General features: G+C 73.3%; 12 protein-coding genes and 1 riboswitch. Of the genes, 5 read left to right on the forward strand and 7 right to left on the reverse strand.

Annotated features, from left to right (window positions below; genetic code table 11):
• Positions 1–188: 188 nt before the first annotated feature.
• Positions 189–2,273 (reverse strand): DUF6077 domain-containing protein, encoded by a 2,085-nt coding sequence (locus ABZ807_RS03215; RefSeq protein WP_357152069.1) that lies wholly within the window; start codon positions 2,271–2,273, stop codon positions 189–191.
• A gap of 173 nt (positions 2,274–2,446) precedes the next feature.
• Positions 2,447–3,085 (reverse strand): TetR/AcrR family transcriptional regulator, encoded by a 639-nt coding sequence (locus ABZ807_RS03220; RefSeq protein WP_357152071.1) that lies wholly within the window; start codon positions 3,083–3,085, stop codon positions 2,447–2,449.
• Between the two features lie 177 nt (positions 3,086–3,262).
• Between ABZ807_RS03220 and ABZ807_RS03225 the strand changes: the two genes are divergently transcribed.
• The 4 genes from ABZ807_RS03225 (at position 3,263) to ABZ807_RS03240 (ending at position 8,369) form a co-directional block, all read left to right on the forward strand.
• On the forward strand, positions 3,263–4,156 hold the full coding sequence (locus ABZ807_RS03225) for an ABC transporter permease (RefSeq protein WP_357152073.1): 894 nt from the start codon (positions 3,263–3,265) through the stop codon (positions 4,154–4,156).
• A complete protein-coding gene (locus tag ABZ807_RS03230) occupies positions 4,149–4,967 on the forward strand; it encodes an ABC transporter ATP-binding protein (RefSeq protein WP_357152075.1) in 819 nt (272 codons plus the stop codon). Before ABZ807_RS03225 ends, ABZ807_RS03230 begins: the two co-directional genes overlap by 8 nt.
• Before the next feature lie 147 nt (positions 4,968–5,114).
• A complete protein-coding gene (locus ABZ807_RS03235; protein WP_357152078.1) occupies positions 5,115–6,626 on the forward strand; it encodes a bifunctional cytidylyltransferase/SDR family oxidoreductase in 1,512 nt (503 codons plus the stop codon).
• Between the two features lie 27 nt (positions 6,627–6,653).
• Complete coding sequence (locus tag ABZ807_RS03240) at positions 6,654–8,369, forward strand: CDP-glycerol glycerophosphotransferase family protein (RefSeq protein ID WP_357152080.1); 1,716 nt, start codon at positions 6,654–6,656, stop codon at positions 8,367–8,369.
• Positions 8,370–8,528: 159 nt separating this feature from the next.
• Here ABZ807_RS03240 and ABZ807_RS03245 read toward each other — a convergent pair whose 3' ends face one another.
• The 5 genes from ABZ807_RS03245 to ABZ807_RS03265 all read right to left on the reverse strand — a co-directional run bounded on the left by ABZ807_RS03245 (position 8,529) and on the right by ABZ807_RS03265 (position 12,783).
• Positions 8,529–9,284, reverse strand: coding sequence for an alpha/beta fold hydrolase (locus tag ABZ807_RS03245; RefSeq protein WP_357152083.1), 756 nt, complete (start codon positions 9,282–9,284; stop codon positions 8,529–8,531).
• A gap of 106 nt (positions 9,285–9,390) precedes the next feature.
• Entirely contained in the window at positions 9,391–10,236 is an 846-nt protein-coding gene (locus ABZ807_RS03250) for a C39 family peptidase (protein WP_357152086.1), read from the reverse strand.
• 237 nt (positions 10,237–10,473) lie between these two features.
• A riboswitch (cyclic di-AMP (ydaO/yuaA leader) is annotated at positions 10,474–10,616 on the reverse strand.
• Positions 10,617–10,926: 310 nt separating this feature from the next.
• Entirely contained in the window at positions 10,927–11,688 is a 762-nt protein-coding gene (locus tag ABZ807_RS03255; protein ID WP_357152088.1) for a hypothetical protein, read from the reverse strand.
• 154 nt (positions 11,689–11,842) lie between these two features.
• Positions 11,843–12,316 carry a hypothetical protein gene (locus ABZ807_RS03260; RefSeq protein WP_357152091.1) on the reverse strand — a complete coding sequence of 158 codons (474 nt, stop codon included), beginning with the start codon at positions 12,314–12,316 and terminating at the stop codon, positions 11,843–11,845.
• A 269-nt stretch (positions 12,317–12,585) separates the two neighbouring features.
• A complete protein-coding gene (locus tag ABZ807_RS03265; RefSeq protein WP_357152093.1) occupies positions 12,586–12,783 on the reverse strand; it encodes a hypothetical protein in 198 nt (65 codons plus the stop codon).
• A 470-nt stretch (positions 12,784–13,253) separates the two neighbouring features.
• Here ABZ807_RS03265 and ABZ807_RS03270 point away from each other — a divergent pair, with 470 nt between their 5' ends.
• The gene (locus tag ABZ807_RS03270) at positions 13,254–14,579 is read left to right on the forward strand and encodes a polysaccharide pyruvyl transferase family protein (RefSeq protein ID WP_357152096.1); all 1,326 of its coding nucleotides are present in this window, start codon (positions 13,254–13,256) and stop codon (positions 14,577–14,579) included.
• Positions 14,580–14,658 lie beyond the last annotated feature (79 nt).

Raw genomic sequence — 14,658 nt, forward strand, 5'->3', positions numbered from 1 at the left:
CGTGGTCGCCGACGTCACGCCGCGACGTGGGGTGCCTCCGCCGCGCCGTGGCCGGCTCGACGGGGCTGTGGGTGACTGCGACCTTAACGCGGGTGGATGTCCCGGCGTCGCTCGGGTGTCGGAGACCATGGTGGTCGGTTCCGCGACACCGACTCGCGCGACGCCGGGGACGTAGGCCCTCAGGACGCTCAGCCGGCCTGCCGGTAGCAGGTCATCGCTCCCGGTCCCTTGCGCGCGGCGAACTCCTGGTAGCCGAGGTCGACAACGGTGTCGCGGGCGTACCGGTTGCCGTTGTAGACGCAGATGGCGCCCACCCCAACCCGCCGCACCGCCGTGGCCACCTGGTCCGGGGAGGGCTGGATCTTGCCGTCGGCGAACTTCGCGAGCAGGAGCCGGTCCTTGGCGAAGTCCGAGGTGAGGTCGTACTCGACCAGGTAGAAGTCCCGCGGCAGGACCACCCGGACCTCGCTCGTGACGATCAGCGACGTCCGCATGATCACCGAGGGGGCGAGCAGCAGGCCGGCCGGCCGGTCCTGCTCGGAGATCCAGAAGGCGATCTTCTGCCGCTGCTGGGGCAGCTTCCAGGTGGGCCGCTCGTGCGTCTCGACCCAGCTCACCGGCGACCACATCGGAGTGGCCCACACCGCGAAGCAGGCGACCATCGCCGCCGCGACCACTGCTCCGACCGCCCCGCGCAGCAGCGGCGCAGGTGAGGGCACGTCGACCGTGCAGAGCAGACCGATCAGCGTCGGCAGGGCCAGCAGCCAGGGCACCCGCCAGAGCACGACGGAGATGCCGCTGAGGTCCCCCAGCACCTCCAGCACGCCGGGGACGAACAGCACGCTCATCGTCAGGGTGGCGCCCGCGGCGAGCAGCGCCGGGGTGCGGCGCCGGGCAAGCAGAGGGCCACACCAGAGCGCCAGGCCGCTGATCACACCGACGATCCCCACCAGCAGCGTCCGCCGGTAGGTGTACTCGGCGTCGAAGAAGGTGGCGTCCGCGCCGGTCGCGTCCATCCCACCGAGCACGAGCCGGGACACCACGATCGCGCCGATCGGGTACGCGACGGCGGCCACCCCGCCGATCAGGGCGTCCTTCCAGCGGCCGACCAGCAGCATGGCCAGCCCCGCCGCGCCGACCAGCATCGGCAGGATGATCGCCGAGGTGGTGGTCAGGCCGCTGGCGGTGACCGACAGCGCGAAGACCAGCAGCAGCGACCGTCGGGAGCGGGTGTCGAACCACTCGGTCAGGTAAAGCCACATCAGCGGGATGACCGCCGAGACGAACATGCCCTTGCCCTCGTAGAGCCGGGGCAGGTGGAAGGTGCCCAGCGCGGCGTCCGCGCCGGCCACCAGGTAGAGGTAGGCGACGGCGACGCTGAAGGCGAGCACCGGCCGGCGGGGCGCCCACCGGTGGACCAGCCGCCAGAGCGCCAGAATGGCCAGCACCGCCAGCGCCGGCAGCAGCACGTACCAGGTGGCCGAGGCGCCGTGGATGCCGAGGACCCGGCCGAGCGCGCCGGCGAAGACCTCGATCGAGGGGGTCGGCGGCTGGGAGCCCATCGCCGGGAGGACGTTCTCGCTGAACAGGAAGTCGTTGAGCGGCACGATGTCCCGCTCGGCGACCCAGGTCGACTTGCCGACGTAGTAGACGTCGTCGGGGGTGTTGCGGGCGATGAACAGCGAGGAGATCGCCACCCCGACCGAAACGAGCAGCGCGTACGCCGACTGGAGCGCGGTCGGCGCGGGCGCCGCCGGCACCGGTGCCGACCCGGCCAGCCAGGCCCGCCGGGTCAGCAGCATCACGCCCACGGCCGCGACGATCCCGGCCACGGCCGGCACCCACCAGGAGATGCCGTCCCCGGCCGGGGTGCCGGCCAGGCCGGCGGTGATCGCCGCCACGGCCGCGGCCGCCACGACCGGCAGCACCCAGCGGCGCGGGTGACCGGCGGGGGCCGGGGCCTGCTCCCCGTGCGCCGACGCGGTGGCCGCGCCGCTGCGGCGCCAGGCGCGCACCGACGCCCAGCCCGCGAGTACGACACCGCACGCCACCCAGATCAGGAAGGTCACCGACGGGCGCAGGTGGAACAGGAACGCGGCGTGGTAGAGCACGGTCCAGAGGGCGAAGCCCAGCACGCCCGCGTCGGTGATCGCGGCGGGCGCCGCGGCGATCAGGGCGGACAGCCGGCGCCGACCGGGCGCCCGCGGGCTCTCGGGAGACGCGTCCGCGGAGGCGGGCCGCTCCGCGACGGCAACGTGGTCGGCGTTCGACACGGGTCGTCCTTGTCGTTGTGGGGGCGATGTGCGCGAAAGACGTGCGGCGGGCGGCGGCGCCACGGGGGCTGTCCTGCTCCGGTCCGGGTTGCAGAGTAGCCGGAACCACCCTTTCGTGATGACCGGCAGGTGGCGTCGCGGTGACGTGTCGGTGGCCACCCGAGCGCCGCGGGTCAGCGGGACACCGGCGCCTCGCGTTGGCGGGGCAGCGCGCCGGCGGCACCGAGGCCGGCCGCGACGGCCTCGGCGAGGGTGTCGAGATAGGTGTCGGTGAGCGGGGTGCGGGCGATGGCGAGCCGCCAGTAGAGCGGCCCCACGATCAGGTCGACCGCGGCGTCCGGGTCGGTGTCGGCCGGCAGTTCGCCGCGCTCGACCGCCCTGCCGATGAGCTGGCCGCCGATCTCCTGCTGCTTGCTCCGCAGCACCTGCTGCAGGGTCTGGTCGATGGTCGGGTTGCGGGCCGCCTCGGCGAGCAGGTCGGGGATGATCTGCGAGGCCAGCGGGTGGCTCAGCGCGTGCGCCACCACCTGGAACAGCAGCGCCAGGTCGCCGCGGAGGGTGCCGGTGTCCAGCGCCGGCAGCTTGCGGCCGGCCGCGGCGACCACGGTCTCCAGCACCAGGTCGAGCTTCGAACTCCACCGCCGGTAGATCGCCGTCTTGCTGACCCCGGCCCGGCGGGCGACCGCCTCGATGGAGAGCCGGCCGTAGCCCACCGCGGCGAGTTCCTGCATCAGCGCGCGCCGGATGGCCCTGGTGATGTCGCCCCGGAGCACTGCGGCGCCGGCCGGCGTACGCCTCTTCTCGCTGGTCATCGGGGACTCTCCGCACCTGTCACGTGGGCCAATGTAGCGCAACGACGGTACGGTTGCGTCCCGACGTGTTTTGGACTACCGTCCACGCAGCGACGAGGCGGCCTCCGCACACAGCTCCCCCGCAAGATTCCATCGTCGCGCGCATCCCGTTGGCACGAAAGATCGGAGCGCCCTTCCATGGCCGACACCGCGCTGGTCGACCCCGAAACGGGCCTGACCCAGGCGCAGCTGGCCGCCCGGCACGGACTACGGGTCGCCGGTGAGCGCCCCACCCTCGCCGAATACAGCCGCCGGCTGTTGTCCTACCGGCACTTCATCGCCGCGTACGCCAACGCCAAGCTCGTCGCCTCGTACAGCAACGCCAAGCTGGGTCAGATCTGGCAGGTGCTGACCCCACTGACCAACGCCGCGGTCTACTACCTGATCTTCGGCGTGGTGCTGGCGCAGAACAGCATCCCGAACTTCATCGCGTACCTGACCACCGGACTGTTCATCTTCAACTTCACGCAGAGTGCCGTGCTGGCCGGCACCCAGTCGATCAGCGGCAACCTCGGGCTGATCCGGGCGCTGCACTTCCCCCGGGCCAGCCTGCCGCTGGCCGCCACGCTCACCCAGTTCCAGCAGCTGCTGGCCTCGATGATCGTGCTGGTCGGCATCGTGCTGGTGACCGGCGAGCCGATCACCCTCAAGTGGCTGATGGTGGTGCCGGCGCTGCTGTTCCAGGCGGTCTTCAACGCCGGCATCGTGCTGCTGGTCGCCCGGATGGGCGCCAAGGCCAGCGACCTGAAGCAGGTCATGCCCTTCATCCTGCGCACCTGGATGTACGGTTCCGGTGTCCTCTACAGCGTCAGCCTCTTCGAGCGGCTGCCGGGCTGGGCGACAACGGTGGTCCAGTTCAACCCGATGCTGGTCTACATCGAGCTGGCCCGCTACTCCCTGCTCGAACAGCCGCCCCTGCTCAACGAGTCGCTCGCCCAGCTCTGGCTGGTCGGCGCGGCGTGGGCGGTGCTGGCCGGTGTCGGGGGCTTCATCTACTTCTGGCGCGGCGAACAGGAGTACGGCCGTGGTTGACCAGTTCGAGGCGTCCAACGACGCCACCGTCACGCTGCCCCAGCTGACGGAGCGGATCCCCACCGTGGTGGTGGACGACGCGCACGTGATCTACCGGGTACACAAGGGCGCCGGTGGGGGCACCACGCCGGTGGCCGCGCTGCGGCGGCTGGTCAAGCGCTCCTCCGCGCCGAACATCCAGGAGGTGCACGCGGTCAAGGGGGTCTCCTTCACCGCGTACCGGGGCGAGGCGATCGGGCTGATCGGCAGCAACGGCTCCGGCAAATCCACCCTGCTGCGCACCATCGCCGGCCTGCTGCCGGTGAACCGGGGCGCGGTCTACACGCAGGGCCAGCCCTCGCTGCTCGGCGTGAACGCCGCCCTGCTCAACGACCTGTCGGGTGAGCGCAACGTCACGCTCGGCTGTCTGGCCATGGGCATGACCCCGGACGACGTGGCCCGGCTGGCCCCGGAAATCATCGAATTCTCCGGGATCAACCAGCGGGGCGACTTCGCCAGCCTGCCGATGCGGACGTACTCCTCGGGCATGGCGGCCCGACTGCGGTTCTCCATCGCCGCCGCCAAGAAGCACGACGTGCTGCTGATCGACGAGGCGCTCGCCACCGGCGACAAGGGCTTCCGCAAGCGCAGCGAGCAGCGGGTCCGGGAGTTGCGGGAGGGCGCCGGCACGGTGTTCCTGGTGAGCCACCAGCTCTCCTCGATCCGGGACACCTGCGAACGGACGATCTGGCTGGAATCGGGCGTGCTGCGGATGGACGGACCGACGGACGAGGTCATCCGGGCATACGAGGCATTCTCGAACGGGAAGTAGAATTCCCGGCGAAAGCCACGACAGCGACACGACGCCCACGGACCGCGTCGCCCCGTTGGGGCGGCGCGGTCCGCGCGTTAAGGTTCAACCCGTCGCCACTCGGGCGCAATCTTTCGTTCAGGCATCCCTTGGAAGTGAGGATCGGCAATGACGCAGGACCACACCACTGGCCCGGACGCCACACCGGAGACTCCGGCGCCGTGGCGGCCCTCGCGGACGGTGGCGGTGGTGCTGGCCGGTGGCACCGGGACCCGGCTCGGCCTGGGCATCCCGAAGCAGCTGCTGAAGATCGCCGGTAAGCCGATCATCGAGCACACCCTGGCCGTCTTCGAGGCCGCGCCGGAGATCGACGAGATCATCGTGTTGATGGCCACCGGTCACGTCGCCGATGCCCAGCAGATCGTCGACAAGGCCGGCTTCCGCAAGGTCAGCAAGGTGATCGAGGGCGGCGACACCCGCAACGCCACCACCCGGATCGCGCTGGACGCGGTCGGCGAGGGCGACGTCAACATCCTCTTCCACGACGCCGTCCGGCCCCTGGTCAGCGCCCGCATCGTGCGGGAGTGCGTCAACGCGCTCTGGACCTACTCCGCGGTCGACGTGGCGATCCCCTCGGCCGACACGATCATCCAGGTCGACGAGAACGAGTGCATCACCGACATCCCGGTCCGCGCCACGCTGCGCCGCGGCCAGACCCCGCAGGCGTTCCGCTCCGGCACCATCCGCGAGGCGTACCGGCGGGCCGCGGGCGACCCCGACTTCGCCGCCACCGACGACTGCGGTGTGGTGCTGCGCTACCTGCCCGGCACCCCGATCAAGGTGATCGACGGTTCGGACGAGAACATCAAGGTCACCCACCCGGTCGACGTGCACCTGGCGGACAAACTCTTCCAGCTCGCCGCCGCCCAGGCGCCCCGGCTGACCGACCACCGCAGCTACACCGAGGAGCTGACGGGTCGCACGATCGTCATCTTCGGCGGCAGCTACGGCATTGGCCACGACCTGGCCGAGCTGGGCCGCCGCTACGGCGCCCAGGTCTTCCCGTTCAGCCGGTCCTCCACCGGCACGCACGTCGAGCGCGCCGAGGACGTCGAGGCCGCGCTGAAGACCGCCTTCGAGGCCACCGGCCGGATCGACCACGTGGTGGTCACCGCCGGCATCCTGGAGAAGGGCTCGCTGGCCGAGATGGACCAGGAGGCCATGGACCGGGTGCTCCAGGTGAACTTCGTCGGCCCGGTCATCGCCGCCAGGCAGTCGCTGCCGTACCTCCAGCAGACCAAGGGCCAGCTGCTGCTCTACACCTCCAGCTCCTACACCCGGGGCCGGGCCCAGTACGCCCTCTACTCCTCCACCAAGGCCGCCCTGGTCAATCTGACCCAGGCCCTGGCCGACGAGTGGGCCGAGTTCGGCGTACGGGTCAACTGCATCAACCCGGAGCGCACCGCGACCCCGATGCGCACCAAGGCCTTCGGTGAGGAGCCGGAGCACACCCTGCTCGCCGCCGAGACGGTGGCCCAGTCATCGCTCGACGTGCTGATCTCCGACCTGACCGGCCAGGTGATCGACGTACGCCGGGCGCCGGGCGAGCCGGCCCCGGTGCCGGCGCAGCCCACGGCCGCCGACCAGGACCGGCTGGCCAGCGGCGTCGACGCCGGCTGACCCTCGACCCGGAGACGAGGGGGCGACATGCGTGGTGACCTGGTCAGGAAACTGATCGCGCGGGGCCTGACCATCGGCCTGGCCGTGGTCGCGTTCCTGGTGGTGGCGCTGACCGGCGCCACCGGCTGGGGCCTGGCGCTGGCGGCGGCCGCGCTGGTCGCGGCCGCGGCGGAGCGCCGGGTCCGCCCGGGCGCCGACATCGGCGCCGAGTCGGTGCTGCTCGCCGCCGGGATCCTGGTCGGGTACGCCCGCCGCCTCGACGACGGCTTCGACCCGGCGCTGGCGCTCACCGCGCTGGTGCTGCTCGGCCTGGTGCTGCTCGTCAGGCCGCTGCGCGACGCCGGCAACCTGGAGATCCGGGCGGCGAACCTGCCGGTGCGCACCTGGACCCCGCTGGTGGCCGCCCGGCTCGGCGGCGCGCTGCTGGCACTGCTCGGGGTGGTGGCGGTGGCCGCCGCGCTCACCCTGCCCGCGCTCGTCGCGCTGGCCGCCGGCCTGCTGGTGGCCGGCGCCTGCGCGGCGGTCGGGCTGGACCTGGCCCGCCGACGGTTCCGGCCGGCGGCCGGGGGCGGGCCGGTGGCCCGGGCGCTGCGGGCGCACCAACCGGAGTTCCTGCTCTACTTCTCCGCTCCCCCCGGCTCGGAGTACCAGGTCACCATGTGGCTGCCATACCTGGAGCGGCTCGGTCGGCCGTTCCTGGTGCTGCTGCGGGAGCCGGAGCTCCTGCCGACGGTCGCCGCCGCCACGAGCGCCCCGGTGGTCTACTGCCCGACGCTCAAGGCGCTGGACGAGGCGCTGGTGCCGAGCCTGCGGGTGGCGTTCTACGTCAACCACGGCGCGAAGAACAGCCACTGCATCCGGTTCTCCCAGCTCACCCACGTGCAGCTGCACCACGGCGACAGCGACAAGGCGCCGAGCGCCAACCCGGTCTCGGCGATCTTCGACCGGATCTTCGTGGCCGGACCCGCCGCCGTCGAACGGTACGCCCGCGCCGGGGTGGAGATCCCGGCGGAGAAGTTCGTCGTGGTGGGCCGCCCGCAGGTCGAGGCCATCGACGTACGCACCGAGCCGGCCACCGGCCTGCCGAACCCGACCGTGCTCTACACCCCGACCTGGACGGGGCACCACGCCGACGCCAACTACTGCTCGCTGCCGGTGGCCGAGACGCTGGTGCGCCGGCTGCTGGACCGGGGGGCGACGGTTATCCTGCGGGCCCACCCGTACACCGCGCAGAACCCGGCCTCGGCCCGACAGCTGGCCCGGCTGACCGAACTGCTGGCGGCCGACCGGGCCAGCACCGGCCGGCAGCACCTCTGGGGCGCCGCCGCGAGCCGCGAGCTCTCCCTGGTCGACTGCGTCAACCGGGCCGACGCGCTGGTCTCCGACGTCTCCGGGGTGATCTCCGACTTCCTCTACTCGGGCAAGCCGTACGCGGTGACCGACATGGGCGTGGACGGCGACGACTTCGTGGCGCGGTTCCCCCTCGCCGGCTCGGGCTACACGCTGCGGCGGGACATGTCCAACGTCGACGAGGTGCTGACCCGGCTGCTGGACACCGATCCGCTGGCGTCCGCCCGCTGGGAGACCCGCCGCCGCTACCTGGGCGACTTCCCCGCCGACTCGTACGCCGACGGGTTCCTCGACGCGGCCCGGCGCGAGCTGGCGCCGGGCTGGGAGCCGCCGGCGCCGCGCGCGTCGGAGGCCCTGACGCGCGACGGCACCGCCGTCTCCCGCACCGCCTGAACCCCCGTATCCGACGCCCCGCGCCGCCCCGGCGGGCACGGGACGTCGGGCTGTCCGGGCTGCTCACGGGCACCGGGACGGGGCCGCGCGGCGAGCGGCGTCACGACCACCTCGCGGTCGACCTGCCCACGCCAGCCGCGGCCCGCCCGTCCGCCACGCTCACAGGTACGGGTCGAGCAGGGCCAGCACCGCCATCGGGTCCTCGATGTGGGCGTTGTGCCCGAGGCCGGGCAGCGTCACGACGGGCACGCCCAGCTCGGTCAGCTGCGCGTCGCTGACCATCGGGTCGTGCTCGCCCCGGGCCAGCAGCACCGGGACGTCGGTGGCGGCCAGCAGGGCCGGCAGGTCCGGCGCGCCGACCGCGAAGGCGGCCGGGTCCATGGCGAGCCGCCAGCGGCCGTCCTCGGCGCGCAGGCCGGCGTCGACCACCGGGTGGTCCGGCGCGAACAGCCCACCGAGGCCGGCCACCTTCAGGTAGCGGCGGGCCGCGTCGTCCCGGCTGGCGAACCAGGTCATCGGGCGCTCCGCCAACTCGCGCGCCCTGGCCAACTCGCCCGGCGACCAGACCGTCTTGATGCCCAGCCCGACCACCGCGTCGACCGGGAGCCCGCCGTCGCGGGCGGCGAGCGCCAGCGCGACCACGCCGCCGAGAGAATGGCCGAGGACCACCAGCCGCTCACCCGGCCGCCCGCCCTCGGCCACCGGACCGAGCCCCGTCGCGACCTGACCGGCGAACCCGGCGAAGGAGTACCCGGGCAGCGGCGGCGAGAAGCCGTGCCCGGCCAGGTCCGGCGCCAGCCAGCGGCCCGGCCAGCGGTGCTCCAGCAGCGGCGCCCAGGGCAGCCAGACGTCGCCGGTGGCGCCCATCCCGTGCAGCACCAACATCAGCCGGCGGGTACCCGAGTCGTCGGTCATGGGCCGCAGTGTGCCACCGCCCGGTTCCGCCGCGCGAGACCCGCTTCGACGGCGACGGGCACCGGCCCCCTCGGGGAGCCGGTGCCCGTACGCGCAGTGGTGTCGATCAGGCGGAGTAGCCCCGGGTGGCGATCCAGTTGGCCAGGTCGATGGTGCTCATCCAGTACGACGGCAGGTTCGGGTCCGCCGAGTCGGCGATCCGGACCGTCCGGCCGTCGTTCTTGTAGCCGACCACGGCGATGTAGTGGCCGCCCGGGAAGGAGTGCCAGCCGCCGTCGGTGTCGGTGGCGGTGCCGGCGATGTTCGCCACCACGCCCCGCCGGTCGGTGATCGTCGCGACCACGTCGGCCTGAAGCTGGTCGATCTGCGCCGAGCTCGGGGTGCCCGCGAACATCCGGGTCCGGTACGGGTCGCCCTTGACGAACTGGTTCAGGCCCCGGGTGGTGTCCAGCGCGGAGTTGGTGCCCATCTCGGTGGTGCCGAGGGGTGCCTCCAGCTCGTACTGGGTCCGCTCGATGCCGGCCGCGCTGAGCGCGTTGCGCACCGCCGCCGGACCGCAGTTGTAGTAGGCGGTCTGCGCCTGGTAGTCGTACGTCAGGACCTTGGTCGACGGCGGCTTCGGGGTCGCCTCGCTGGTCACGTCCGGGTCCGCCGTGGCCTTGGCGGCGCTGGACGACGGCGAGGAACTGGCCGAGGGCGAGGCGCTGGCTGAGGGCGACTGGTCGGCGGACGGGGTGGTGGCGACGCGGGCCTGGCTGCGGGTGGCGACGTCGTCCAGCCGGGGTGCCACCTCGGCGACGGCGGCCGAGGCCTGCTGGCGGGCGGGCGGCTCGCCGGGGGACAGGGTGGCGGCGCCCGAGACCAGCACCAGCGCGGCGGCCGAACCGGCGACGAGCTGGTACGGCCGCTCGGTGGCCAGCCGGCGCAGCTGCCGCTTCAGGGTGTGCTTCACGTGTTTTCCTCCACGGTACGAGGGCGGGAGCGGCGTGCCGGACCGGCGCGTGACGGGACGTCACCCGCGGGGTAGGAACCGGCGTGGGGGCCGCTCGGCGGGGGTGCGCCCGGTCAGTGGCCGGGCGGCGGGATGGGTTCCGGAATCAGCTCGCGAGGGCGCGGCGGACCGGCGGAAGCACCCCGGTACCGAGGTGGGGAGAAAACCGAGGGATGCGAGCGTGCTGCACGAGGAGGAAACTCCTTCCGACGCCGCCTACCGGGTTAGCTGACGGATTCGGGCGGGAAGAGCGCCCTACCACGGGCCGTGGCCTGCGGATTCACCCCGGACGTGCATGGGTCCCCGGTTCGTGGAAATCCACGATTGAGCGGGTCAGCGCGGCGTCGCCTCTTGCGATCGGAAACCGCACCGGACCGGGGCGACACTACTGGCCGGTCGGCGCGCCCGCAAAGGGCTGCCAGCTGCTTAAACATGATCAGGGCGACGAATTTGCCGTACAGTCCGGCACTGACGCTATTCAATGGGACAGGCGGTTTTCGAGGGACCTCCGGGCGACAACCGGACGAGGCGGCGGTAACCGCTCCGGATTGCCGCAATCGATGTCACCGACTGTGCCCGGATGGCCGGTTTCCCCAGCACCGTGACGTGGTTCACGCCAATTCGGGTAACGATCTGGACCCGGTCGCGCCGTCATCCCACCCGGGCGGGCCGCCAGCGCGCCGCGGGCGCCGTACGCGCCGCCGCCGTCGCCCGCTGGGCGGGCACCCGCACCGGGCGCAGCCGCCCCGCCGCCGCGTACGCCTCGACGGCCAGTGCACGGGCCGCCTCGGCGGCCAGTTCGGCGTCCCGCCACGCCGACCACTCCCGCCCGGCCGCCGCCCGGTACGCGTCCCGCCGGCCGCCGCGTACCGCCCGGGCCAGCAGCACCTCCTGCTCGACCGGGTGCCGCCGGGGGTCCCAGCCGTCCCGGTGCGCGAAGATGTCCCGCAGCCGCTCCACCGGCAGCTCGCCCCGCCAGTGGGCCGCCACCGCCGCCTGGTGCAGCCAGCGCTCCCGGCCGGCGTACTCGGCCGGCGTGCGGGGGGTGTACGGGGCGGGCAGGGCGCCGGCGCCGGCGAACCGGCGGGCGGCGCTCTCCGCCTCGTCGTACGCCGTCCAGGCCCGGTCCACCTCCTCCTGGGCGGCCAGCCAGGCCTCCCGCCGCCGACGCGCGGTCTGGGCCGCGCCGGCGGCGGCGACGACGACCTCCTCGGCGTACCGGCGCAGGTCCGCCAGCTCGGTCGCCGGGTCGGCGGTCAGGGACGGGTCGGCGGCCGGCTCGGCGAGGGCGCCGTCCCGTTCGGAGCGGGCGGCCAGCACGGTGAGCCCGGTCAAAGCGAGCACGAGCAGGACCGACCAGATGGCGGCGGCGGTCGGGACCTCGACGAGGAACTGGTAGAGGACGGTGTTCACGGTCGGGACCTCCCGGGAGCGGGATGCGGCAGAGGGGTCCGTACGCCGACCTGCGGGCGACGTGGCGACGCCGGGGGGCGGCGGCGCGTGCCGGCGGGCGGGTGCGGTGGTGAGGTTCTCGAAGACGCGGTCGCGGGTCGCCCCCGCGTGGCGGTCAGCCGACCGGCGGAGCGCGGGGGCCGGTGGCGCCGGCGGAGAGCCCGGTCAGCGGCAGCGGCGGCGCGGTGACCGGGCGAGCCGGGCGGCCGGCCGGGTCGAGCGAGGCGGCCGGGTCGAGCGGGGCGGCGTGCGGGCCGGCGAAGGCGCGGCCGGCGATCGGAGCGTCCCCGGCGGGGAGCGTCACGGTCGCAGCGTCCCCGGCAGGGAGCGTCACGGACGCAGCGTCCCCGGCAGGGAGCGTCACGGTCGCAGCGTCCCCGGCAGGGAGCGTCACGGTCGCGACGCCGGCCGCGCGGACGGCCTCGGGCACCGCCAGGCCGGCGAGGGCCGGGGCCCCGTCCGGGCTCGCGGCGGCGGACAGCGCGCCGCCGTCCGGCAGGGCCGGACCGCCGAGGGAGAGCGCGACCGCCACAGCAAGGCTGGTCAGCAGCCGGGAACTCCAGCGCGCCACCCACCACAGAGGACTCATGAGCGCGACCGGAAGCACAATCCCACGCTACCGCCGATGCCGGGTGATCGCAGCGCCGCCGGGCGTGTCGCGCCGTGCCGGCCCGCAGTCCGCGTGATGCCGACGAACGCCTGCGGTTTGCGGCGAGTCGCGCAATCCAGCGAAAATGTCACCGCGACATGCCGCAATCCGCGTGAGGTGGACGGGCGCGGGCGTCGCCGCGTGAGCCCGCCGCACCGCACCGCACCGCGTGGACACGGCTCAGTGCAGGTCGCGCGGGCCCGCGTACTCTACCGGTCGGCCGGCCGTCGCGTCGGCGGCCGGTCGCGGCGCCGGTGCGGCGCGACGTCGGGGTCCAGCGTGGACGGACCAGCCGCCGGGGCGGGACCGGGCCGGCGTCGGGGGGCCAGGCGGCGCATCATCGGCGTCTCCACCCAGCGGTGCAGCAGGGCGGCCAGCACCAGGTTCACCGCCAGGAAGCCGAACACCGCCTGCGGCCCCCCACCAGCCGGGCAGCCCGACGCCGAGGTGGCCGGTTGCCCGCAGCACGGTGACCATCACCAGCACGTGCACCGGCGTGGTATCCGAAGACCAGCATCGCGGCCACCCAGCGCAGCCCGGTCAGCGAGGGCAGCCGGCTCGCCGCAGCGGTCGGTGCGCTCACCGCACTCGTCATGCCGGGCACCCCACCGTCGCCACGCTCACCCGCACGCTCTCCTCCCCCGGCCGCTCGGCGCCGCGACCGCGGCCCGGCACCGGTCCCACCGTCCGGGCACCCTACCGGCTGGTGGGGCCGCCGCCATCCGGCCCGGGGACGCGGGAGCAGCGGCAGATGTACGGCAGCTGCCGATTGCCCTAATATTCCGGGACCCGCAGCCGACGTCGTGCCCGGCGGCGGGTCGGCCGGCATCCTCCCTCCGGGCCGCCCCGGCACGGGTGGACCACGAATGGAGTGGCGATGCACCAGCGGATCCTGATGCGGGCGAAGAAGGGCCCGTTCGACGTCCGCTCTGCGGAGGAGGCCTTCGAGGGAGACTGGATCGGGGTCAACAACGGCAACCTCGTCTTCAGCCACGCCGCGCACAAGCTACTCAGCACGACGACCGCCGAGATCACGCCGACCGAGTTCAAGGTGAACCCCCGGGACGCCGACGAGATCAACGACCGTTACGACGTCTACGTCGTACCGCTGGCCAACGCCTTCCGGCGCAGCTACGCCCACCGCATCGAGCTGATGACCCGGCTGGTCGAGCGGCTGAAGATCCCGGTGGTCGTGCTCGGCGTCGGGGTGCAGACCGACATGACCGGCGACCGGGAGTACCTGCGCCCGATCGACGACGTGGTCAGCCGGTTCGTCCGCGCGGTGCTCGACCGCTCGCCCAGCATCGGCGTACGCGGCGAGATCACCGAGAGCTACCTGCGCACCCTCGGCTTCTCGGCGGTCGAGGTGATCGGCTGTCCGTCGATGTTCCTGCACGGCGACCGACTGACGGTGCGGAAGGCCAAGCCGACGCTGGAGCTCCAGGACCGGGTCGCGCTGACCGTCTCCCCGTACGTGAAGTCGATGGCGAAGATCATCGCCTCGCACCACCGGCGCTACCCGAACCTGCGCTACCTGCCGCAGGACCTGACCACCCTCGGCACGCTGCTGCACGGGGACGCCCCCGAGGACCGGGGTAAGACCAGCCCGATCCCGGTGCACACCTCCCACCCGCTGTTCGTCGAGGACAAGGTGCGGATGTTCCTGGACCCGTGGACCTGGATGGACTACCTCTCCGGGTTCGACTTCGCCTTCGGCACCCGGATCCACGGCACCATCACCGCGCTGGTCGCCGGCACCCCCGGCTACCTCTTCGCGCACGACTCGCGCACCCTGGAACTGGCCCGGTACTTCGACATCCCGCACCGGACGATGAAGGAGGTGCCCGCCGACGTGGACGCCGCACAGCTCTACGCCGAGGCGGACTACACCGCCCTGCACGCCGGTCATCGGGCCCGCTACGAGCGGATGACGGCCTTCCTCGCCAGGCACCGGCTCGGCAACGCGTTCGACGACGGGGACGCCGCCGCCCGCTTCGACGAGCGGGTACGTGCCACCACCTTCCCGCCCGCCGTCCGCCCGGCCACGGCGACCTCCCCCGAGGAACTGCTGGAGCGGATCCAGTGGCTGCGGGACCGCACCACCGCGCTGGGCGGCCAGGTGCAGGCGCTGGAGGAGCAGCGGCTGCGGGCCCGGGTCAAGCGGGCGGTCGGCGGGCCGGTACGCCGCATCCTGAGCCGTTAACCCGCCGTCCGGCCGCTGTTCAGTAACTCCATCTCCGCCGGATACGCCAGGTTCCGGGCCCGTCCACCCAGGTGCACCA

This window comes from Micromonospora sp. NPDC047548 (assembly GCF_040642975.1).
Lineage (GTDB): Bacteria > Actinomycetota > Actinomycetes > Mycobacteriales > Micromonosporaceae > Micromonospora.

What these genes read in the sequence shown, in the direction of transcription:
- ABZ807_RS03220 (WP_357152071.1), bottom strand. Translation starts at nt 3,085, where the DNA reads ATGACCAGCGAGAAGAGGCGTACGCCGGCCGGCGCCGCAGTGCTCCGG.
- ABZ807_RS03225 (WP_357152073.1), top strand. Translation starts at nt 3,263, where the DNA reads ATGGCCGACACCGCGCTGGTCGACCCCGAAACGGGCCTGACCCAGGCG.
- ABZ807_RS03235 (WP_357152078.1), top strand. Translation starts at nt 5,115, where the DNA reads ATGACGCAGGACCACACCACTGGCCCGGACGCCACACCGGAGACTCCG.
- ABZ807_RS03240 (WP_357152080.1), top strand. Translation starts at nt 6,654, where the DNA reads ATGCGTGGTGACCTGGTCAGGAAACTGATCGCGCGGGGCCTGACCATC.
- ABZ807_RS03245 (WP_357152083.1), bottom strand. Translation starts at nt 9,284, where the DNA reads ATGACCGACGACTCGGGTACCCGCCGGCTGATGTTGGTGCTGCACGGG.
- ABZ807_RS03260 (WP_357152091.1), bottom strand. Translation starts at nt 12,316, where the DNA reads ATGAGTCCTCTGTGGTGGGTGGCGCGCTGGAGTTCCCGGCTGCTGACC.
- ABZ807_RS03270 (WP_357152096.1), top strand. Translation starts at nt 13,254, where the DNA reads ATGCACCAGCGGATCCTGATGCGGGCGAAGAAGGGCCCGTTCGACGTC.